Consider the following 22,886-nt stretch of genomic DNA (forward strand, 5'->3'; position numbering starts at 1 on the left):
CAGCTAAAAATCAGCAACGTTCAGGCTTATAGGCCTTCGATCATGTACTCAATCGCTGCTTCAATTTCTTCGTCAGTACAGTTCATGCAGCCGCCACGTGGAGGCATTGCATTGAAGCCGTTAATAGAGTGCTCAAGCAGAACATCCATGCCTTGCGCTAAACGGTCAGTCCAGTCGTCTGCGTTACCTTTGCGCGGAGCACCGAGCACGCCAGACGTATGACACGCCGCACACGCTTGGTTATAAACTTGTTCTGCCGAACGACCACCTTCTGCGGCCTGCTGACCATTTGCTTGCGCTGTTTCGTCACCAGCTAAGCGAACTTTCGCCACCGGCTTAATACGCTCAGCAATGGCTTCGCGAGACATGTCTTGTGCAGACATCGCCATGACACCACCTGCTACGGCAATACCCGCAACAACAGTTACAACTTTTTTCCAACTTAACAGATTTGACAACTTCACGGCCTTCTCCTGATCGATTCAGTGGCGATTATCTCAAATTCTGAGATAGGTTTGCGGCGATTATAACGCCAAAATTCTTTGGATGAAACTCTTGTGACTAAGAATTGTGTTAACATTGCCGTCACCTTTAAAACGATACGCAGCCCAATTCGGTTCAATCTTCGGTGCACGTTATGGCAACAACGCGAGTGCGGAAAATCGCCTTGCTCGATCTCGATGCTTTCTTCGCTGCAGTCGAAGTGCTCGATAACCCAGAACTCCGTAACCAGCCATTTGCGGTTGGCGGCGGTGGTGAGCGCGGGGTTGTGGCAACCTGCAACTATCTTGCTCGGCAATTTGGTGTGCGCAGTGCAATGCCCGGTCATCAAGCACGCAAGCTTTGCCCACAACTTATTTTCGTTAAGCCTAACATGGCAAAATACAAAGCCATGTCGAAGCGCGTTTATGAAATTTTATTACGCTACACCGACTTAGTTGAACCGGCATCGATTGACGAATTTTATCTTGATTTGACCGCCAATACAGCCTTTCAAGGGAGTGCAACACGCACACTCGAAGCCATTCGTAGTGAGTTACGAAGCATCGGTATTACTGCCTCAGCCGGTGTTTCTAGTCAGAAAATGGTAGCGAAAATTGCGTCCGAAGAAAACAAGCCGGACGGTCAGTTTGTTGTTCCACCCGAGCAAATAGTGAACTATTTAGCGGCTTTGCCGATTCGGCGAATTCCTGGCGTTGGGCCGAAAAGCCAAGAGCGATTAGCGGCAGCTGGCTTTAATGTTGTTCGCGACATTCAACAGTGCGATCCGGCGAAACTGCAACGACTATTGGGTGACCATGCTGGCATGTTGCTGTTTCAGCGCTGCCTTGGTGTCGATGACCGGCCGGTAAGCCTCTCGCGCACCCGCAAACAAATCAGTGTTGAGGAAACCCTGCACCGCGACTTCCATCACGTCAAAGAAGCGGAGCGATTTTTGGAAACCACTTTACTTCCGGCATTACGCAAAAGATTGCAGCAGGTGTCGGAGTACAAACACATGGAGAACCTGCGCTGGCAAGATATCCGTGCCAAAGCACAAACGGTCAAACTGAAGTTTCATGACTTTAATCAAACCACGGTCAGCAAGGTGTCGAACCGGGTTTCACCGGCACTGTATTATCAGTTACTGCAAGAAGCTTGGCCGCGCAGCCGAGACCGTTCTGTCCGTTTATTGGGACTCGGCATTACTCTTCCGGATCCGGATGAACAGCGTCAGTTAGAGTTGGACCTGGAATAATCGCTTCGCCATGTAAATAACAACCTTCTTCAGTTTCGCTAAAACCAAGCTCTTCGAGTAATTCATTGGCTTGATAAACGTAACGCAACAGCCACAGTAAGTAGCGAACATCGGCGTGAATCAGTCGATGACGCTCCGCAGAAAATAACCAGTCGCTCAGAATTGCGGGCGTGGTGCTGTCAAAGACCAAGCCAATAAGCTCGCCTTTTGCGTTCAGAGTCGGACTGCCGGAGCTACCGCCTGTACCATCTGCCGTCGACAAGAAATTTAAGGTCAGTTCATCCATGTTATTCGCCAAACAGCCTGCACCGTGCACTGCGACAGCCGCATGCATCGCAAATGGCAGCTCATACCGCTCCGCACTACCAGCTAAATTAAACAACGAACTCATGGTGGTTTTGCTTGTGCCTTCGGTAACCGCTGTCACCTGACCTCGACTTAAACGATACGTTCGGTTGGCATTGTCTGCCAAGCGATTTTGTTGTGCTCGCTTAAACTGGCGCAAGCCCCTGTACCACAAAGCATTGCCTTGTTGCTCAAGACCTCGCAGTTCACGTTCAAGCAAATCCCATTCTAAGCGACTGTCTGCTGTCGTCACGGAAAATTGAATCCAGGCGTCAGAGCTGCGTCGCAAGTCAGTCAAGTTGGCACCCATAAGCGCTTCGATCGTGTCACTATCGTGTAATTGCGTCGACGCATAAATCTGGGTCACGAACTCGCGCAACTCTGACTCGGAAGCATGATTGTCGAGTTGAAAGAATTCCCGAATAAAGCCAATTTTTTGATTTTCCGGAAGTTTCTCGTGCGCTAACAGCAGCGACACAAGCAGCTCTATTTCGACTGAGCGGTCAAACTGTCGTTGTAAACTTAATAGCTGTGATCGTAATGCGGGAATTTGTTGCACTTGATAACCACGAGTGCGACGATCATCGGGCCGATTTGCTTCTTGCGCAAGGCGATACAAATGTTGTGCGATTGCTGGCAAGCGCAGTTCTTGAAAGAAACTCCACCACAACTGGCGCTGGATATGATTTTCGCGAGAGGTTATGGCCCGCTGCAATAATGCCAAACTTTGTTGATACTGGTCGCCCCGCTCCTGCGCCTGCAGCCATTGCTGATAATCATTTTGAGCCATGGTTAACTGCGTCAATATCGACTCATGTTCACCCTCTTCGAGCATGCCCAGATAATTCTGTAACCGATTACCCCAGCGCACGCGCGTGGGTGCGTAACGCAGCGCAACCTCAGGGTTATCAAGAGCGAACGAATTAACGATAGTCAGCCAAGATTGTAAATAACGAATAGCGTTTGGGTAAAAATGTGTGAACGCCAATTGTGCCTCTGCAACCGGCCGATAGCGCTGGGTTACACCCGGAAAACCGGCCACAAATACATGTTCATTCTCCGCTGTCGCCGCAGGCGACAAAGGCAACCATTCCGGTGGTTGATAGGGTTTACCGTTTTCGTCATACACCCGAATTAATGCGAGATCGGCGCTATGACGCGGCCATTGCCAGTTATCTTCAACGCCGCCGAAATGCCCCACGGCAACGGGGGGCGCCCAAACTAAGCGAGCCTGCGGGAAAACTCGATCCGCGACAAGTAAGTAACCTTGGCCGCCATAGTGCTCAACCACACGACACTGCACGTTCTTCTGTTGCTCACAGCGGCGTAAAACTTCGTTGCGGTTATTTGCAATTTGGTTAAACCGCGCTGCACCAGTGAGTCTTGGCGTGACACCTTGAAGGACCTGCTCGGTTACGTCGGTGCGGCTAAGAGTGACTTGCACAGTGAAATCACGCGGAGCGCGAAGCTCGAGCTCTGGCCGCAGCCCTAAATAACCATCGCTAAAATAGTTTTGCTCGACCGTTGAACGATATTGCAGTACTTCTAAGATACAGTGGTGGTTGGTTAGGACTAAACCGGTCGGCGAAACAAAGGTACCCGAACAACCGCCGACTTTGACTATCGCAGACGCTGGCGGAGGTGACCATGGCGGTTGTTGCTCAGGTAACCACAGCCCTTCTTCTGCAACGACTGTGTGTGCGGTCACGATCGTACTGAGCCAAATCGCCAACAGAATAGCAGCGGCACCGCAGACTTGAGCAGCTGCAGAAGCAAGCGATGGGCGTGTTCGGGCTAAATCCATGTCCTTTCCTAGCTGAGGTTGACCGCTTCAATTGTACGCCAGTTTCGATGCGACCGGATTAAAATTACACATTTTTTTAACAGGCCTGTCGGCAGCCTTGTTTAGAATCCGTGCAAAAAACCCTCGGATGCTGCTATAATCCGCGCCTTAATTTTTCCGCAACCGCTACTGCAGGAGCAAACCATGGCATCTGTGCTGATTTTAATGGGTTCAACCTCGGACTGGCCAGTCATGCAAGCCGCAGCGCGCATGCTTGAAGATCTCGGTGTGCAATGGGAAGCGCGCGTCGTTTCTGCGCATCGCACGCCAGATTTATTAGCCACCACCATGCAAGAAGCCGAGCAAAGCGATGTTCGCGTAGTGATTGCAGGCGCAGGCGGTGCTGCCCACTTGCCGGGCATGCTCGCAGCCTTTACGCATTTACCCGTATTTGGTGTTCCAGTACCGAGCAAGCAATTAAAAGGCCTCGACAGTTTGCTTTCGATTGTGCAGATGCCCAAAGGCGTTGCCGTCGGCACCCTGGCAGTCGGCGAAGCGGGTGCTGCAAATGCTGGCTTGCTTGCAGCACAAGTAATAGCAACCACCGAGCCGAGTGTTCGCGAAAAAGTGATCGCTTTCCGCCACGAACAACGTGAGAAAGTTTTAGCCAATAGTAAGTTGGAGCTAAACTAACCCCCTCTGCAGCAGACCATGAATAAGTTGGAGCGAGAGATAAGCATGAAACTTCTGATTTTGGGCAACGGTCAACTCGGGCAAATGCTGGCACAGAGCTGCATTCAACTGGGGCATGAAGTCCTTTTGGTGAATACTCGCAGCAACCAAGTTGTGCCCGCAGCTGCTCATGTTGCACTGCCTATGAGTATTGCTGAAGCCATGGAGTGGGCTGACGTCGTCAGTTGGGAGCATGAACAACTCGACCCTGAGCATGTCCAATTAGCTGCCGATAAACTACTTACCGATGCCGAGAAAATCAGACCACTGACGCACCGCCAGCTGGAAAAAGCCATGTGCGACTCGCTCGGTATTGCAACCGCGCCTTGGAATTCATACGACTCGCAAAGCTCATTCTTAGAAGCCATGACCGAGTGGCAACAAGCGGTCGTGATTAAGGCTTCATTTGGCGGTTACGATGGTAAAAGCCAGTGGCGATGGCACCCAGGTGACGACGTGCAAGCGTTAGTTTCGCAAGCCGGCCAACAACCGGGCATTATTGAAGCCATGATCCCGTTCAGCTGTGAGGTGTCGATTGTTGGCGCACGGGCACGCGACGGTCGAATTATTTGCTACCCCTTGGTTGAAAACGTTCATCGCCAAGGTATTTTAAGTCATACGTTTGCAGGCTTTCAGACGTTCCCTGCGCATCTGCAGCAAACTGCCGAAGCGGCTTTTCGTAAAATTACCGAACATTTAGGCTATGTTGGCACGTTAGCCATCGAGTTTTTTGTCGTCGGTGCAGGCGAGCAAGCCGAGTTACTGGTAAACGAAATTGCGCCGCGAGTACACAACTCCGGGCACTGGACTTTAACTGGCTGTAATGCGAGTCAATTTGACCTGCATATTCGCGCGCTCACGAACATGCCTTTCCCAGAGCTGTCGATGACGCCAACTCTCATGCTCAATGCCATTGGCTGCGAACAAGTACCACCGACACTGTGGCAGCACCCGCACAGTCAAGTGTACTGGTATGGCAAAGAGCCGCGTGTGGGCCGCAAAGTGGGCCATGTTAATTTCCGCGATATCAGCGAACAGCAGGCTCATACCTTAGTTTCCGACTGGACAGAGGCGCTGCAACTGCTATCGTAGACTTTCCCATGGTTGGAAAGAGTAACGATAGTGAGCAAAACTTATATCTTAGCCATCGATCAAGGCACGACTTCAAGTCGTGCCATGCTCTATAACGCCCGCTTACAAGTCGTCGGTCGCGGTCAGTTCGAATTTAAACAGTACTTCCCGGCCAATGGCTATGTCGAGCACGATCCTGAAGAAATTTGGCAAACCACCCTGCAAGCCTGCCGCCAAGCACTCACCGACGCCAACGTGCAAGCGCACGACGTGGCTGGCATCGGTATTACTAACCAGCGCGAGACCAGCGTGGTTTGGGACCTCAAAACTGGCAAGCCGATTCATCGCGCCATCGTTTGGCAAGACCGCCGCACCGCAGAGCAATGCCGTCAACTGCAACAAGCTAATCACGAACCATGGGTGCAAAAACGCACCGGTCTGCTCCTTGATCCCTACTTTTCGGCAACCAAAGTGGCTTGGATGCTGGACCATGTGAAAGGCGCTAGAGCGCGTGCTGAAGCGGGCGAGCTCGCCTTTGGTACCATCGACTGCTTTCTGCTGTGGCGTTTAACCAAAGGCCAAGTTCACGCCACCGACGCGACCAACGCCTCACGCACACAACTGATGAACCTCAGCTCCCGTCAATGGGACTCTGAGCTCTGCGAATTATTTGCCGTACCCATGGCCATGCTGCCAAGCATTGAAGACAATGCTCATCATTTCGGTGTGGCCGACAGTAGCTGGCTCGGTGCAGACATTCCGATTACTGCCATGATTGGTGACCAACAAGGTGCTCTTGTCGGTCAGGCCTGTTTGGAACCTGGACACATTAAAAGCACCTATGGAACGGGCTGCTTTGCCCTCGTCAATACCGGGCAAGAGCAAGTTCATTCTGAGCATCGGTTACTGACCACGCTTGGTTATCAGCTCAACGGCCAACCTACTTATGCACTGGAAGGCAGTATTTTTATGGCCGGCGCCATTGTCCAATGGTTGCGGGACAAACTCGGCATTATCCAAACCGCAGCAGAAACTGAGCGACTGGCGGAAGGTGTCCCTTGTGACCAAAGCGAGCTTCTCATTCCTGCTTTTACCGGGCTTGGTGCGCCTTATTGGGACCCGGATGCGAGAGCTGCGATATTTGGCATGACTCGTGACACTGGCAAAAAACAACTTGCCGCTGCTGCGCTACGCAGTGTCGCGTTGCAAACCCGCGACCTGTTGCAAGCCATGGTCGAAGACGGTCAGACCATTGAAACCGTAAAGGTCGATGGCGGTATGACTGATAACGGTTGGTTTATGCAGGCCTTAGCCGACATTACCGGCTACACCGTACTGCGCGCCGATACAGCGGAAATAACGGCGCGCGGAACAGCGTTTTTAGCTGGTTTAGAGGTCGGATTATTTAAGCAACTTCATGATCTACAACAACTTTGCCGCACAAAAGGGACATTCTCAGCCGAAATTACCTCAAATGAACGTGATAAACTCTACCAACGTTGGTTAGCAGCGGTGGCAAAAGTCAGGTAGAATAACTCCCCTTTTTTGAAAATTAATGAGAGTTGCTATGCCAAACAGCGCCCCGCAAACAAGCGAAAGAAGCTTAAGCGAGCACGATTTAGTCGCTGCGGTGAAAGAAGCACAGAAACAAGCCTACGCACCCTACTCGAACTTTCCAGTTGGTGCAGTGATTCGCACGGCTAGTGGTCAAATCTTTTCTGGCTGTAACGTCGAAAATGCGTCATATCCAGAGGGAACCTGCGCCGAGGCGGGAGCCATCGCCAACATGGTCATGCATGGTGGCCGCGACATCGCGGAAATCTATGTCATTGGCAATGGTGACGGCTTGGTGTCACCCTGCGGTGGCTGTCGTCAACGCATTCGCGAGTTTTCTAACCCGAACACCACCATTCACATTTGCGGCCCAGAAGGGGTGCGCAAGGTCATTACTATCAGTGAATTGTTACCCTACTCGTTTGGGCCTGAGCACCTCATACCAAAACAGGCCGGTTAAGGAAGCACTTATGACAGCACTCACCACGCGTCAACAACAAGCGGCGCAAGCGTTTTCATTATTGGATTTAACCAGTTTAACGGACCAAGAAACCGTTGCCGACATTCAAGCTTTGGTCGATAGCGCGAGTTGGCGAAATGCCGAGGGCGAGCGCATCCATGTTGCTGCTTTGTGTGTTTTTCCACGCTTTATTCCACTCGCTCGCAAGTTACTCGACGCCCAGGACCTTTACGCCGTAAGGATCGCGACCGTCACCAATTTCCCCTTCGGCGGTGACGATATCGATATCGCCGTAAAAGAAACGCGCGCTGCAGTTGCCTACGGCGCTGACGAAGTTGACGTCGTGCTGCCATACCAAGCACTCATGCAAGGCGATCAAAAACTTGCTTTGCAGCTCATTCAAGCGTGTAAGGCGGAGTGTGGTAGCCATGCACAATTGAAAGTTATTTTGGAAACCGGCGAACTCAAAAGCGCCGAACTTATCGCGCTCGCAAGCCGCATTGCCATTCAAGGTGGTGCAGATTTCATTAAAACTTCAACGGGAAAAGTCCCGGAAAACGCAACCGCTGCAGCGGCGGCTATTATGGTGAATGAAATCGCTGCTTACGAGCAAAAACAAACCGAAGAAAAAGCAGCAGCGCACGGTATTCATCGGATTGGCTTTAAGCCAGCTGGCGGTATTCGCACGCTCAATGACGCACTCGTGTACATGAACGCAATGAGCAATGCGGTTGGCAGCGATAGCTTGCATGCTAGCCGATTCCGCTTAGGGGCAAGTTCAGTACGAAGTAATTTAGTTGCCATCCTTGAAGGGAATGACGAAGCAACTGCTGCAGGAGGGTATTAAGATGTTGCCACAAGAAATTATCAAAGCAAAACGTGACGGAAAAACACTGACGCGTGAACAAATCGCTTATTTTGTTCAAGGCATTACCAACGGCAAAGTCACCAATGAACAAATCGGCGCTTTTGCCATGGCGGTCTATTTCAATGGTATGGCGATGCCAGAACGGGTGGCTTTAACTGAAGAAATGATGAACTCCGGTCGTGTTGTGTCATGGGATGGTTTTGATCTACCAGGCCCAATTGTTGACAAGCATTCGACCGGTGGTGTCAGCGACTCGGTCAGTCTTATGCTCGGTCCAATGGTTGCAGCGTGTGGCGGTTATGTGCCGATGATCGCAGGCCGTGGCTTAGGTCATACCGGCGGTACTTTAGATAAGTTTGAAAGTATTCCGGGTTACAATATCCAGCCTTCGCAAGAAGATTTCCAACGCATTGTAAAAGAAATCGGCGTCGCCATTATTGGTCAAACCGCGGAAATAGCACCGGCTGATAAACGCTTCTATAGCATTCGCGACGTGACCGCAACGGTCGATTCGATTCCGTTAATTACCGCATCAATTCTGTCGAAAAAATTATCCGCTGGGCTCGAGTCACTAGCGATGGACGTGAAAACCGGTAACGGCGCATTCATGACCAGCCTCGACGACTCGCGAGCATTAGCGAATAGCATTGTCGCAGTTGCCAACGGCGCCGGTGTGAAGACTTCTGCTACCATTACCGATATGAACCAAGCACTCGGCGATACCGCTGGGAATGCGACCGAAATGCGGGAAGCAATCGAGTACTTAACCGGCGTACGCCGCAACCCGCGCTTACACGAAGTAACCATGACCTTGTGTGGCCAAATGTTGTTACTCAGTGGCATTGCCCGCACGAAAGACGAGGCCGAATTCAAACTGAACCAAGTTCTCGACAACGGCAAAGCGGCGGAAGTCTTTGGCAAGATGGTGCATGCCTTAGGTGGTCCAGCCGATTTCCTCGAAAATTGGCAAGGGTACTTACCAAAAGCACCGGTTGTGATGCCGGTCTACGCCGACACACCCGGTTATATCAGTGAAGTTGCGACCCGTGAGCTTGGTTTGGTTGTCGTCACCCTTGGCGGTGGTCGTAGCAATCCGTCCGACGCAATTGACCATGCAGTTGGCTTGACTGATATACAGCAAATCGGAACTTACGTTGATAGTGAGCGCCCACTTGCATTCATTCATGCTCGGGACGAAGTCAGTGCAGCAGCGGCAGCTGTTGAATTGAAGGCATCGATTGCCTTAAGCGAAAACTTGCCTAAGCTTGATCCTGTGGTTTATGAGACAATTAGTCCAGAACAAGCGCAGATTTAGGAGCGGGTTATGGCACGTGCAATTATTCTGATGTTAGATTCGTTCGGTGTCGGCGCAGCTGCCGACGCCGAAGAATTTGGTGACGTCGGCGCCAATACATTCGGCCATATCGCCGACGCCTGCGCGCGTGGCGACGCTGATATCGGCCGCAAGGGGCCGTTGCACTTGCCAAACCTTGAGCGCCTAGGCCTCGGCTTGCTTGCTGAGGCTAGCTCGGGCAAGCGCCCACCCGGCTTTCATTTCAATGGTCCGGCCGAAGCCCTCTATGGTTTCGCACAGGAGCTCAGCCGGGGCAAAGACACGCCCAGCGGACATTGGGAAATAGCTGGTGTGCCAGTGTTGTTTGACTGGCACTACTTCCCTAACCGTGTGCCGACATTCCCAACAGACTTTATTGCTGAACTTGTCGAAAAAGGCAACTTGCCAGGAATTCTCGGTGATTGCCACGCATCGGGTACCGAAATTATCGCTCGTCTTGGTGCAGAGCACATGCAAACCGGTAAGCCGATTGTCTACACGTCGGCCGACAGCGTTTTACAAATCGCTGCGCATGAAGAGAGTTTTGGTCTCGACCGCCTATTAAAGCTCAGCGAACTCGCCCGTGAATTATTAGACCAACATGGATTACGCGTTGGTCGCGTCATTGCACGTCCTTTTGTCGGCGACCATGCCGATAATTTCAAGCGCACTGGCAACCGCCGCGATTATTCCGTACTACCTCCAGCACCAACCGTGCTCGACAAACTCGTTGCCGCCGGTGGCGAAGTCATCAGTATTGGCAAGATTGCCGATATTTATGCCCACCAAGGCATTACACAGAAAGTGAAAGCGAGTGGCAACGACGCTATTTTTGACGCAACGCTTGATGCGATTCGTACAGCGCCAGCACAAAGCGTAATTTTTCCAAACTTTGTCGACTTTGATATGGAGTATGGGCACCGCCGTGATGTGGCAGGTTATGCGCGTGCATTGGAGGCGTTCGACCGCCGATTGCCAGAGTTGTTTGCAGCATTACAGCCAGGCGACAGGGTGTTTATGGCCGCAGATCATGGCTGCGATCCAACTTGGCCGGGCACCGACCATACACGTGAATATATTCCTGTGATTTGCTTCGGACCAGACTTAAAACTACCGGCTGCTGGTGGCTTTATTGGTCGCCGCGACACCTTCGCCGATATCGGCCAAAGTATCGCGACGCACCTCGGTTTACCTGCGACCGACTACGGCTCGAGTTTCTTATAACGTTCGAACCAGGCCAGCGCATGTTCAATCTTCATGATCATGCGCGATGGTCGACTCGAAACACCGTGCGATGCACCTGGCACACGCACCATGGCCGTGTCTACACCTAACAACTGTAACGCTTGATAAAACTGTTCGGTGTCGGAGATTGGCGTCCGCCGGTCTTCTTCACCTGTGAACAATAATGTTGGCGTTGTCACATTTCCCACTAACGATAACGGTGAACGTTGCCAGTAGTGCTCGTGCTCTTCCCAAGGCATGCCTGGGAACTGATTCGCAATTTGGCCAATATAACTGTCTGCAGTTAAGACCTTCGACACCCAGTTGATCACTGGATTGGTCGCCACCGCAGCATTAAAGCGATCGGTTAAGCCAATGGCGTAAGCTGTCGCAATTCCACCTGCGGAACCACCGGTAATAAACAAGTTCGACTCGTCGATAAAGCCTTTTGCGATCAATGCATCGATACCTGACATGTGATCAGCAAAGTCATACGGTGACGAATAGTTGTTGTCGAGCAACATGGCGAAATCAGTGCCATACGATGTGCTGCCACGGTAGTTATTGTAGAAAACCACATAACCCGCTGCCGCGTAACGCTGCAACTCTGCCGCAAAATAAGGGCCGTAAGCTAAGTGTGGACCGCCATGAATTTCAATCAGTAATGGATATTGTTTACTTGGATCGAAACCCGGCGGGGTGATGTACCAGCCATGAATTTCCGTTTCATCGTAGCTCGATGCATATCGAAACTCATGCACTTGTCCTAAGTCGCGTTGGCTGAGCAAGTTCTCATTCAACGCCGTTAAAACTCGTTCATTCCCACCTTGCCAAACACCGACGTTGCCCAAGCGATACGCCGTGCCGTGAGTAAATGCAATGACGCCATTACCTGAAGCTGAGAACATTCCGCCGAGATAAGGCCGGCCATTACTACCGGTAGCAACATCGCGGACTAAGTCAGTTAGGCGACCACCACGGGCGGCAATTCGGGCGATTTTCAATTGGCCTTGATCTGCATACTGAAAAACGACCGTGTTGTTATTCAGCCAACTCGGTGATTCGATCGAGCGGTCGAAATCTGCAAGCAGCTCATTCACTTCTTGCGAACGCCAATCCATCACACGTAGTTTGGCATTTCGATATGGAACTGCCTCGCCCGAAGCGTGTAAAAACGCCAAGTAACGGCCATCTGGCGAAAACACTGGCTGTGATTGCCGCCCTGGCTCCGCAACTAATGCCGTCACATCACCCGTCGCTACAGTGACTTGATATAAGTTCGCTTCTAACGTGTGATATTCCCAGTCATCGCGACGATTCGCTGAGAATACAATGGCGCTACTGTCTGGTGTCCACGCAAGTGTGCCACCATGATTATAAGGACCGTCCGTCAGCTGACGTGCCGCACCACCGTCGCTGCTGACCACGAACAACTGGCGATAAGCACTGTCGAGAAGACCACGGCCGTCGGCTTGGTAATAGGTTCGCTCCACGATAATCGCGGGCTCTGACCAACGCGCACCATCGGGACGTTTTGGCCGATACACACTGCGCGCGAAATCGGTTGCTGGCGCCAGCACTTCTTGGCTAAATGCAATGTGCTTACCGTCCGGCGACCAAGTTACATCGCTTGGCGCACGGCGTACATCAGTAATCCGTGCCGACTTGTCTTGTTCAAACCAATAAACATGCACTTGCGAAGAGCCCGAGCGGTTCGAAACAAACGCTAAACGTTTCCCATCAGGCGACCACTTTGGACTGCTGTACTGATACTCATCGGCAAACAAAGGTGAATGTTGACCCGACTTAATATCAACCAACCAAAGACTGCGCCCGGTACTGTCGGTCATAATGTCATTGCTATGGCGCACGTAAACAACGGATTTACCGTCTGGTGACACATGAACGTCATTCGCCCACTCGAGGGCAAAAATGTCCTCGGGGCTAAATAAACGCGACTGCTCACTGGCTTGGGCCGTTGGTATCGCCCAGAGCAATACCAACCAGGCCGCCGCCAGATATGCTTTTAGTTTCATTGTTTTGGCCTCTTCTTATTGTTGAAACTGGTACGTTAGGCAGGCACAACGCGCTGCAAAAACCGGCTAATATCTTGAATTTGTGGTGGGCAGACTTGATGTGCCATTGGATAAGTCTGGTAGGTCACGTCATAACCATGTTCGTTTAACCATTGCTGCGCCTGACGCCCGAGTACTTCCGGCACGACGGGATCTTGTGTGCCGTGTTGAACTAGAAACGGGGTTTTCTGTTGGGCAGCGCTTGGCTGCACCGACGCGTGCGTTGCTAAATAGGTCGACAAACACATGACCCCTGCAAGCTTATGCTCCGTGGTTAAGGCCGCTTCATAGGCCACTGCACCACCTTGCGAAAATCCCGCTAAAAAGATTCGTTCTGCTGGAATACCGCGCTCAATCTCGCGCTCGATTAATGCGACCGCCTGAGCTGCAGATGCACGCAGCTGCGTTTCGTCGACACTGCGCTCAATACTCATTTCCAAAATGTCGTACCACGCCGGCATACGCATACCGCCATTGATAGTCACCGGAATTTTCGGTGCATGAGGAAAAACAAATCGCGCATGAACACCCGATGCCAACTGAATATGCGGGACAATCGGTTCGAAGTCATGGCCATCGGCACCTAAGCCGTGCAACCAAATAACGGCAGCATTGGGGGATTGTTGCGGATTGACTTCAACGCAAGGTAACAAACTCATGATTTCCTCATTTCTTAATCAATTAATGATGTTGGAATTTCCAACTCTGCATTTAACAAAGTACGGTGTACGGGGCATTTATTGGCGATCTCGAGTAGGCGCTGACGCTGCTCGTCAGTTAAATCGCCGTCAATTTTAATGTGCCGTTCAAATTTATCCGCGCCTTTATCACCGCGCACATGACGCAAGTCGACGGTTATTTTATCCACAGGCCATTCTTTGCGCTTGGCATACATGCGAAGGGTCATGGACGTACAAGCACCGAGTCCTGCTAACACCATTTCAAAGGGCGCAGGCCCTTCGTCTGCGCCGCCTAAAGACTCCGGCTCGTCAGCCAACCAACGATGGCGGTGAGTGGTAACCTGATTCGTATACGGAGCCATCTTCTCTTCGACGCGTACGCATCCTTCTTTTACTTCCGCACTCATGTGAACACTCCAATTGACAAAAACTGCTAACAAGCTACCTGAGCCGACGCGAGCTTGCAAAAATTTTCCGATTAGCCCTTGAAAATCTGCGCAGCGATCATACATCTAGAGTGTAGGCAGCGGGTCTCAAAGAGAACGCTCACCCTACAATGTCAACTAACTGTCATCGCTCAAATGAGGATACAAGACTATGAATACAATCGATTTAACCCCACTTTATCGCAGCAGCGTAGGTTTCGACCGTTTAGCATCTATGCTCGACAACGCCCTTCGCGGCGACACTGGTACTGGAGGCTATCCTCCGTACAATATTGAAGCCACAAGTGAAAACCGCTACACCATTACCATTGCGGTTGCAGGCTTCACAGATAACGAATTAGACATTCAAGTAGAACGCGGTGTCTTAACCGTCCGCGGCAAGAAAGCAGCGGAAGATAAAGATCGCAACTACTTGTACCAAGGCATTGCCGCGCGTTCGTTCGAGCGCAAGTTCAATCTTGCCGAGCACGTGGAAGTAACCGACGCAGAATTGAAAAATGGTTTATTGAATATTTATCTGGTGAAAGAAATCCCAGAAGCCATGAAAGCTCGGAGCATTGCCATTAAAAATACCGATGCGCTTGAATACAAAAAGTAAATCGGTCATGACAACGGACTTCGGTGCTGGGTGAGAGCAGTACCGAAGTCCACTCCCTGGATATAAGAAACCGGAGCCGTCACCAGCTCCGGTTTCTTTATTGCAAAATCTTACTGGGCTGAGTAGATTTTCGCCCACTCGGCGAGCAACCGCACGCCATAACCAGTTGCACCCTCAGGGTGAATGCCGCTGCCACTTTGAATCATAGCATTACCGGCCATATCGATATGAACCCACGGTGTATCGCCAGCGAAGTGCTGCAGGAAAATAGCACCCGCTTGAGCGCCCGGCGAACCGGTATTTTTCATATCAGCAATACGGCTAGTGACTACGTTCCGATAGGGTTCTAATGGCAGTTGCCACACGAGTTCTTGGGTATTCTCACCAGCCACACGCAGCGTTTCGATAATGTCATCATGATTACTGAAAATTGCTGAATACTCTGTGCCTAAGGCACCAACTTTTGCACCGGTTAAGGTTGCAATATCAGCGATTGCGCGCGGATTAAAGAACTCGCGTGCATACCAAATGCCATCAGCAAGAATGAGGCGGCCTTCCGCATCGGTGTTTGCCACTTCGATGGTCGTGCCATCACCAGCAGTAACCACATCACCTGGTAAAGTCGCTTCGCCAGAAATTGCATTCTGTGACAAAGGTACAACACCTACGACATTAATCGCTGCACGCTCACCTGCCAGCGCTTTGACTGCGCCAACCACCGCAGCACCACCGGCTTTGTCGGTTTGCATTGCGAGGATTGATGCTGCAGCGGTTTTCAGGTTGTAACCGCCGGTATCAAAGGTATTCCCTTTACCAACAAACGCAATCGGCTGGTCGTCGCTGCCTTTCCAGTGCATCACAAGCAAGTGCGCCTTATGTTGGCTACCTTGCGAAACACTATACAGTGAGCCCATGCCCAGCTCTTTCACTTGCTCTGGACCGAGGATAGTTACTTCCACACCCAGTGGCTCCAGTTGTTGCCGAGCGATTTCTGCAAAACGAGCTGGGTAACCGTCAGAACCTGGTAAGTTGGTTAACTCACGCGCCAAAAATACGCCTTCTGCCAACGCCCGCTTTGCAGCATATTGTTGCTCTGCGTCAGAATTTGTTACCACTTGCCAATGAACATTTTGGGCTGGACGAGCAGCCGGCTCACTCTTAAACCGGTCGAAACGATAATTCCGTAAATCGACGCCATGAGCCACCGCTGCGGTAATCCGAGCATTTTCAGTTGCTGAGTTAATTGCACGGGTATCGACAAGCACTGAATCGGCTTTGACGCGATTCAAATAAACCGAAAGCGCTGCGCCAATTTCCTCTGCAGTTGTCCGGGTTAAACTATCCGCTTGACCAACACCAACCAACACCAAACGCACTTCATCAAGGCCAACTGGTGCGATGATATCTAGTTGCTGCTTCGCTTTCCCAGTAAACTCTTGTGCCTGAATCGCACGATTTAACTGGTGCACTGTGTCTGCGCTTAAGCTAGTTGCCCAACCTTGCGCGGCAACATCACCTTCAAATTCAGGCAATAATAAAACACGAGTATCTGCATTCGCAGACTGATTTGAAAACGTAAACGTGGTGTTCAAGTACTCGGCTGATGCAGCTAGCGGCAACATCATCATACTTACAACAGCCACAAAGCCACGCATGAGCTTCATGTCACTTTCCTCTCTTTAGGTCGATTATGATTAGATGAACGATATTAAGGCTGCCTAATTTAGTCATGCGTTACAAGCAAAAGCCGATAAAGCAGCTGATTTCAGCGACTACTTTGTGGCATTCGCAGGCACATAGTCATTTTGTAGCGCATTGACACGTACGGCAGCACTGAAGAAATAACCTTGGAAAAGGTCGCAGCCTTGTTCTTGTAACGTATTAAACTGCTCTTTTGTTTCAACGCCTTCAGCCACAACTTTCAATTGCAACGCATGACCTAAGGCAATAATGCTTTTGGTCACCTGCTTCTGAGACTTGTTTTTATTCATACTACGTACGAAAGACTGGTCGATTTTGATTTGATCAATTGGCAGACGATATAAATAGTTGAGGTTAGAGTAACCGGTACCAAAATCGTCTAAGGCAAAACGCACGCCGATACTCTTCAATCGATTCATTTTTTCAATAGCGCTTTCGGTGTTACCGAGCAACATCGATTCGGTAATTTCGATAATCAACTTGTCGGCTGGAGCACCAAACTGTTCGATGATTTCTTCAACCTGTTCAACGAAATTAGGTTCCCGAAGTTGTTTTACACTGACATTAACGGCCATCGTCCAATGTTGCCGGTCTGGATTTTTCGACCACTCGACAAGCTGTTTACAGGCCGTTCTTAACACCCATCGCCCAAGAATCAAAATATCGGCAGATTGTTCGGCAACACTAATAAAATCAACCGGACTAATCATCCCCTTCACCGGATGCAACCAGCGCGACAAGGCTTCAACGCCATAGACTTGACCGTCTGCATCAACTTTGGGTTGATAGTAAAGCTCGATCTCTTCGCTCAATACAGCGCGATGCAACTCGCGCTGCAGTTGTAAGCGCGCTTGTAGCCGCTCTTCCATGGCCGAATTAAAGAATACCGCCGTGTTTCGACCCTGTGACTTGGCCTCGTACATGGCTTGGTCAGCTTGCTGGAGAATGCTTTCTACTGAGCTTGATTCCGGCGTTAAGATGGCAATACCGATACTTAAAGTGATATGAAAATCATCTTGATGGAGACGAATCGGCTCTGCGAAGACCTCCTGCAGTAGCTTGACTTGCTGATCGGCACGCTGCTGCGCCTGCTCTCGAGACATTCCGCAGTTCGGCACAACAAAGATAAACTCATCAGCAAGAATGCGTGCTGCCAATTCGCCTTCGTCAAGGATGCGCGCTAAGCGTTCACCGACCAAATAGAGTGCATAATCGCCTTCAACTTGTCCGACGCTGTCATTTAATAGTTTGAAGTTATCAACGTCGATCGACAGCACATAACCAAACTGCCTTTTCTTACGCGCTTCAACTAGCGCTTCATGCAAGTGCTTGTGTAAAAACGCGCGGTTGGGTAGCGATGTGATTGGGTCGATATTCGTGAGTTCGTCGAGCTGTGTTTGTGCCTGCCGCTCTTGCGTGACATCAACCATAATCCCGTGCCAAACCACCCCATTTGACTCTTCATTTCCGGGTGACGAATGAATCACAATATGTTTGATCTCGCCTTCCACTAAAAACCGACCTTCCCAGCGAAACGGTTTGCTCGCTGCGGTGGCTCGCTCTTCAAGTTCGATAAAGCGATTGAGATCGTCCGGATGCATCATACCAATAATGGACTCCATGGCTTGCTGCAGCGGCAAACCTTCTGGAATCGCAAAAATATCACGCACACGTTGGCTCAAATAAATAAAGTGACGAGGACCTTCATGGGTGAGAAGCACTTGGTAAACACCAGCAGGAATCATACTCGTCAACTGCGAGTAGCGGTTCAGTGATTTTACTAAGGCCGCCTGTCGAGTCAGAACTTCTTGCTCAGACTCGCTAATAATCCGCTGCGCATAACGATACGAGTAATACACAGCAATACCGCAAAGCACTAATAATATTAGCGGTAATACCATACTTTGCAGCCATGCAATCACCACTGAGCGTTTCGACTGCAAGACGACAATCACCTGTTGATATTCAGGTAGCGGCAATACGTATGCAGAATAACTCTGGAGGCCACGATGATCAGTACCTGGGCGTAAATAGCTATAAAGCCCCGTCTGTTGTGAAAGGATAGGTCGAAGCGCTTCTGAAACGGGTTCTTGATACATCTCAAGCGGTTCATAGTGCTCTGGGCTAACTGGGTATAAATGCGTTAGGTAGCCATCATTCCGTACAAGTGCGATTTGCGTTCCCTCAGGCAAATCATCGCGGTTGAGGATGGCTAAGCTTTCGTCGGCACGAAATGCCACGGAAATGGCCCCGATCAGCCGCCCTTGTTGATTATAAAGCGGCTGACGCAATGGAATGACCCATTGCTGCAGTGGCTCAAAATAATAAGGACGACCAACCTGAAAGCTCGGATTGCTCATCATAAATAGATAATCTTGCAGAATGCCACCAGCTGCCGGCAGCGCCACCTCGCCCACTGTCATAGGAAAGTCAGCAGCAACAAACCTGCCTTGAGTGTCGAGCAGCGCCAAGCCTTCAACATTTAAATGATACGGTAACGCTTGTTGCAGCAACTCAGTGACATGAGTTTGAAAATCTTGGCGGGGTAGCGCAATAATTTGTCCACTTAACTGAGTTAAAAACTGCTCAATATTGCCCAAATTCGTTTCTAAATGCTGTTCTTGTAGCTCGGCATAATGCGCCAGCTCTTGCTCGTGCTGAGTGGTCGTCCGCAGCCACAAGGCGATGGATGTGATCAGAAAAACAAGCAGAATTAACCAACTGACCGCCACGATCATCGGCCGCAACGAGCGAGTCCCCGTGCGCCGCGGAGACAAATGAAGGGTTGAGCCCCCTGCATCCAAGTTTGCATAAGGCCGTGGCTGGTTATCTCTCACCGATTTGAGCCCAACTTTAAGTATCTAAGTGACTTAACTTTAATCTTAAATTAGCCCTGTCGCAATGACGGCGACTTTTTTATCAAACGGGTACTCGTTTGACTGACTGAATAGGTTGATATACCTACTAAGGATTAATAAATGAATAACTTGGTACTATTAAGTGAGTTTTTCGGCAAATATTGAGCTAGATCAGCACTTTTGTGTCATGATCACATACAGTAACAACATTAACGAGAACTCGCCTTTTTAGCTAAGAAAAATAATTGCCTATGCTACTGCTCATCCTCTTATTGCCCCTGCTATTTTTGCCGGGTCCACTCTTGCTGCGTCACGCGCCGCGGTGGGCTGTTGGGCTTGCGAGTTTACCGCCTCTTATTGCTTTTATTCTATTACTGCAGTTACTCCCCACTGTCATGCAAGGGCAGGTTCTCCTTTACCAGTTTGACTGGATTCCAGAGCTTGGCCTCAGCGTCGCACTGCGACTTGATGCGCTGTCGGCATTATTCGCATTACTGATTACCGGTATTGGTGTCACCGTGATGTATTACGCTCACCATTATTTTGCCGGTAAACCTGAAGCTGCTCGTTTTTATACCCTGATTCTTGCCTTCATGGCGGCAATGCTCGGTATCGTGCTCGCCGAGAACTTGATCTTGATGCTCATTTTTTGGGAGCTTACGAGCCTCATTTCGTTTTTGCTCATCGGTTTCTATGGTAATAAACAAATTTCTCGGCGCGGTGCGCGTTTATCATTGTTCATCACTGGCGGTGGCGGTTTAGCACTGCTCGGCGGTATTATTTTAATTGGTCAAGTTGTCGGCAGTTACCAGCTCACCGATATTCTCGCAGCACGCGAGTTAATCCAAAACGATAGCCGTTTCCCGTGGATTCTTGGCTTGATATTGCTGGGTGCATTTACGAAGTCAGCGCAGTTCCCTTTTCATTTGTGGCTGCCCCATGCGATGTCAGCACCAACCCCTGTTTCTGCCTACCTGCATTCGGCCACCATGGTAAAAGCTGGGATCTTCTTGCTTATCCGTTTGTTCCCTGTGTTTAGTGGCCATGAAGCTTGGTTTTATTGGGTTGCCGGAATTGGCGTGGTGACTTTGTTAGTCGGCTCGTTTGTTGCCATTTTCATGCACGACATGAAGGGCTTGCTAGCTTATTCAACCATTAGCCATTTGGGGCTTATTACATTGCTAATTGGCTTCGGTACCCATGGTGCCTTAACCGTCGCCCTCTTCCATTTAGTCAACCATGCACTCTTTAAAGCACCGTTGTTTATGATGGCTGGTGTAGTCGACAAGGCCGCGGGCACTCGTGATCTGCGGCAAGTGAATGGCATGGCCAAGCACTTTCCACTCCTGATGATATTGAGCTTTATTCCAACCGCTGCAATGGCTGGACTGCCCTATTTAAACGGCTACTTCAGTAAGAAACTGTTCATTGTTGAAAGCCTCAATGGCCCGCACTCAGGCATGATTGCGACACTTATTCCAATTTTGGCAATTCTTGGCGCCGCTTTCTCGGTCGGCTATGCCTTGCGGTTATTCCACAATACCTTCTTCAATGGTAAGCCGGTCGATTTACCGAATTGGCCGCCGAAAAAACCTAGCAATTGGACTTATGCGCCACTCGTTTTTTTCGCTGCTGCGTGCGTCATTCTTGGCCTATGGCCAGAGCTTATGTTGCATGGACTCATTGCCGCCGCAGCAAATGCAGCGAATGTCAGTTCCGACTTATTAATTCCCGCCACAAGTGCGCCACATATCGTCAGCTATGACCTCTCGGTGATTCAAGACCATCCGTGGTTGTCGCTGATTTCGGCCGTGACCTTCCTCGGCGGTCTCGCTATGTATAGCGCACGAAAAACATTATTCGCGTGGCATGCAAAGCTACCAAACTTAAATGCCAAAGATCATTTTGAAAAGCTGATGCAAACCCTGATTGGTTGGTCGCAAAATGCCGTTCACATGGTCGAAAATGGTTCCTTACAACGTTACGTTTTATATTTACTGGTGACCGCCTTGGTGTTCACCGGTTGGCCGTTAATTGGCTTAGATGTCTGGCGAGGCAACCGCGAACTCATGCCCATCGACGCCATGACCGCAGGTGGGATTGTTTTGCTTGCAGCGATGGCATTAGCGGTCAGCTTCTTGCACCATCAACGTATTACAGCACTGCTGTTTACCGGTGCAACAGGCTTGTTTATTACCATTGGTTTTGCGCGCTTCTCTGCGCCAGACCTTGCGCTGACCCAGTTCTCAGTTGAAGTCATGGCGATCATGATTATGATGTTGGCGCTTTCGTTTTTGCCGCAAACGTCACCGCATGAATCCAGTCGTTTCCGCTGGTCTCGCGACGTGATCATCGCCAGTATCGCAGGCATTGGTGTTGCGTTGTTGAGCTTTGCGGTTATGACACGCCCGCAGTCATCAATCTCTGATTACTTCCTGGCCAACAGCGTATCCGGCGGCGGCGGCACCAACGTGGTCAACGTGATTCTGGTCGACTTCCGAGGCTTCGATACGCTCGGTGAAATCACGGTTCTGGCCATTGCAGCCCTCGCCGTATTCGCCTTGACCAGAAACTTGCGTTTGAAAGACCGACCGAACCATCAACAGAACGAATACTGGAATGGTTTTGCCGAGTCCCACCCGTTGTTTTTACGGGTTCTCGCACGACCCATTTTACCTATGGCCTTGTTAGTTTCTGCCTATATTTTCTTGCGCGGTCATAACCTTCCTGGCGGTGGTTTTATTGCCGGCTTAATCACTGCCGCAGCGCTGAGCTTACAGTATGTCGCCTGCGGTATTCGCTGGGCGCATGTGCGCATGTTGACTCAGTTCCGCCCTCTCGTTGGCGCTGGTTTATTGATAGCCGGAACGACAGGAGTCGGCAGCCTTGTCTTTGGCAAACCGTTCCTGACCTCGTGGTTCGGGCATTTTGAATTACCCTTCATTGGAGAATTTGAACTTGCCACCGCGCTCCTGTTTGACTTAGGTGTGTATGTCACGGTCGTTGGTGCCACGTTATTAATTTTGGCCAACATGGGTCGCCTTATGACCATCCACGGCCCCGGCAAGGAGATTGGCTAATGGAAATATTGGTCGCCATTCTATTAGGTGTTTTAACGGCAAGCGGCGTGTTTTTAATTTTACGAGCCCGCACATTCTCAGTGGTGCTCGGATTAACCTTGCTGTCACACGCAGTCAATTTATTCTTATTCAGCATGGGGCGACTGCACACGAATGCACCCGCAGTCATCGGTGAAGCCGCACAACATGCTGACCCACTACCACAGGCGTTAGTACTCACTGCAATTGTGATTGGCTTTGCCATGACTGCGTTCGTTGTCGTCTTGGCACTGCGCTCCGTGCTTGAGTTAAAGAATGACCATGTCGATGGCGTCGATAAAAATGAGGAGCCGATTTAACC

At 50.4% G+C, this 22,886-nt stretch carries 18 protein-coding genes; 11 read left to right on the forward strand and 7 right to left on the reverse strand.

The features are described 5' to 3' along the window. Nucleotides 1-26: 26 nt before the first annotated feature. Nucleotides 27-464 carry a c-type cytochrome gene (locus CWE06_RS04900; protein WP_241972482.1) on the reverse strand — a complete coding sequence of 146 codons (438 nt, stop codon included), beginning with the start codon at nt 462-464 and terminating at the stop codon, nt 27-29. A 173-nt stretch (nt 465-637) separates the two neighbouring features. Here CWE06_RS04900 and dinB point away from each other — a divergent pair, with 173 nt between their 5' ends. Further along, nucleotides 638-1,738, forward strand: a complete 1,101-nt coding sequence (dinB, locus tag CWE06_RS04905) for a DNA polymerase IV (protein WP_126791762.1) — start codon at nt 638-640, stop codon at nt 1,736-1,738. On the opposite strand, the gene CWE06_RS04910 is transcribed toward dinB, so the two are convergent. Beyond that, nucleotides 1,686-3,887: a S46 family peptidase gene (locus tag CWE06_RS04910; protein ID WP_126791764.1), complete on the reverse strand. Its 2,202-nt coding sequence runs from the start codon at nt 3,885-3,887 to the stop codon at nt 1,686-1,688. The two genes, dinB and CWE06_RS04910, sit on opposite strands and share 53 nt — an antisense overlap. A gap of 183 nt (nt 3,888-4,070) precedes the next feature. Between CWE06_RS04910 and purE the strand changes: the two genes are divergently transcribed. Genes purE through CWE06_RS04945 form a run of 7 tightly spaced genes read left to right on the forward strand, consistent with a single transcriptional unit; the run spans nt 4,071 to nt 11,108 of the window. Continuing rightward, nucleotides 4,071-4,559, forward strand: coding sequence for a 5-(carboxyamino)imidazole ribonucleotide mutase (gene purE / locus CWE06_RS04915; protein WP_126791766.1), 489 nt, complete (start codon nt 4,071-4,073; stop codon nt 4,557-4,559). A 45-nt stretch (nt 4,560-4,604) separates the two neighbouring features. Further along, nucleotides 4,605-5,690, forward strand: coding sequence for an ATP-grasp domain-containing protein (locus CWE06_RS04920; RefSeq protein ID WP_126791768.1), 1,086 nt, complete (start codon nt 4,605-4,607; stop codon nt 5,688-5,690). 30 nt (nt 5,691-5,720) lie between these two features. Further along, the gene (gene glpK / locus CWE06_RS04925) at nt 5,721-7,199 is read left to right on the forward strand and encodes a glycerol kinase GlpK (RefSeq protein WP_126791770.1); all 1,479 of its coding nucleotides are present in this window, start codon (nt 5,721-5,723) and stop codon (nt 7,197-7,199) included. 37 nt (nt 7,200-7,236) lie between these two features. Next, complete coding sequence (gene cdd, locus CWE06_RS04930; protein WP_126791772.1) at nt 7,237-7,683, forward strand: cytidine deaminase; 447 nt, start codon at nt 7,237-7,239, stop codon at nt 7,681-7,683. Nucleotides 7,684-7,693: 10 nt separating this feature from the next. Continuing rightward, the gene (deoC, locus tag CWE06_RS04935) at nt 7,694-8,530 is read left to right on the forward strand and encodes a deoxyribose-phosphate aldolase (RefSeq protein WP_126791774.1); all 837 of its coding nucleotides are present in this window, start codon (nt 7,694-7,696) and stop codon (nt 8,528-8,530) included. Between the two features lies 1 nt (nt 8,531). Beyond that, complete coding sequence (deoA, locus tag CWE06_RS04940) at nt 8,532-9,866, forward strand: thymidine phosphorylase (protein WP_126791776.1); 1,335 nt, start codon at nt 8,532-8,534, stop codon at nt 9,864-9,866. A gap of 9 nt (nt 9,867-9,875) precedes the next feature. Further along, nucleotides 9,876-11,108, forward strand: a complete 1,233-nt coding sequence (locus CWE06_RS04945; RefSeq protein ID WP_126791778.1) for a phosphopentomutase — start codon at nt 9,876-9,878, stop codon at nt 11,106-11,108. On the opposite strand, the gene CWE06_RS04950 is transcribed toward CWE06_RS04945, so the two are convergent. From CWE06_RS04950 to CWE06_RS04960, 3 genes are read right to left on the reverse strand one after another with little or no spacing between them, the layout of a single operon-like run. After that, a complete protein-coding gene (locus tag CWE06_RS04950; RefSeq protein ID WP_126791780.1) occupies nt 11,087-13,144 on the reverse strand; it encodes a S9 family peptidase in 2,058 nt (685 codons plus the stop codon). The two genes, CWE06_RS04945 and CWE06_RS04950, sit on opposite strands and share 22 nt — an antisense overlap. A 35-nt stretch (nt 13,145-13,179) precedes the next feature. Next, nucleotides 13,180-13,842, reverse strand: coding sequence for an alpha/beta hydrolase (locus CWE06_RS04955; protein WP_126791782.1), 663 nt, complete (start codon nt 13,840-13,842; stop codon nt 13,180-13,182). Nucleotides 13,843-13,856: 14 nt separating this feature from the next. Further along, nucleotides 13,857-14,270 (reverse strand): OsmC family protein, encoded by a 414-nt coding sequence (locus CWE06_RS04960; protein ID WP_126791784.1) that lies wholly within the window; start codon nt 14,268-14,270, stop codon nt 13,857-13,859. Nucleotides 14,271-14,460: 190 nt separating this feature from the next. On the opposite strand from CWE06_RS04960, the gene CWE06_RS04965 reads away from it, so the two are divergent. Continuing rightward, entirely contained in the window at nt 14,461-14,907 is a 447-nt protein-coding gene (locus CWE06_RS04965) for an Hsp20 family protein (RefSeq protein WP_126791786.1), read from the forward strand. Nucleotides 14,908-15,017: 110 nt separating this feature from the next. Here CWE06_RS04965 and CWE06_RS04970 read toward each other — a convergent pair whose 3' ends face one another. Beyond that, on the reverse strand, nt 15,018-16,571 hold the full coding sequence (locus CWE06_RS04970) for a leucyl aminopeptidase family protein (RefSeq protein WP_126791788.1): 1,554 nt from the start codon (nt 16,569-16,571) through the stop codon (nt 15,018-15,020). A gap of 108 nt (nt 16,572-16,679) precedes the next feature. Continuing rightward, on the reverse strand, nt 16,680-19,346 hold the full coding sequence (locus CWE06_RS04975) for a bifunctional diguanylate cyclase/phosphodiesterase (RefSeq protein WP_241972494.1): 2,667 nt from the start codon (nt 19,344-19,346) through the stop codon (nt 16,680-16,682). Nucleotides 19,347-19,717: 371 nt separating this feature from the next. Here CWE06_RS04975 and CWE06_RS04980 point away from each other — a divergent pair, with 371 nt between their 5' ends. Together CWE06_RS04980 and CWE06_RS04985 are read left to right on the forward strand one after the other, a co-directional pair. After that, nucleotides 19,718-22,546 (forward strand): monovalent cation/H+ antiporter subunit A, encoded by a 2,829-nt coding sequence (locus CWE06_RS04980; protein WP_126791792.1) that lies wholly within the window; start codon nt 19,718-19,720, stop codon nt 22,544-22,546. Next, a complete protein-coding gene (locus CWE06_RS04985; protein ID WP_126791794.1) occupies nt 22,546-22,884 on the forward strand; it encodes a Na+/H+ antiporter subunit C in 339 nt (112 codons plus the stop codon). The genes CWE06_RS04980 and CWE06_RS04985 overlap by 1 nt, the downstream gene beginning before the upstream one ends. The last annotated feature ends 2 nt before the right edge of the window (nt 22,885-22,886 follow it).

Source organism: Aliidiomarina haloalkalitolerans, from assembly GCF_003987315.1.
GTDB classification, from domain to species: Bacteria; Pseudomonadota; Gammaproteobacteria; order Enterobacterales; family Alteromonadaceae; genus Aliidiomarina; species Aliidiomarina haloalkalitolerans.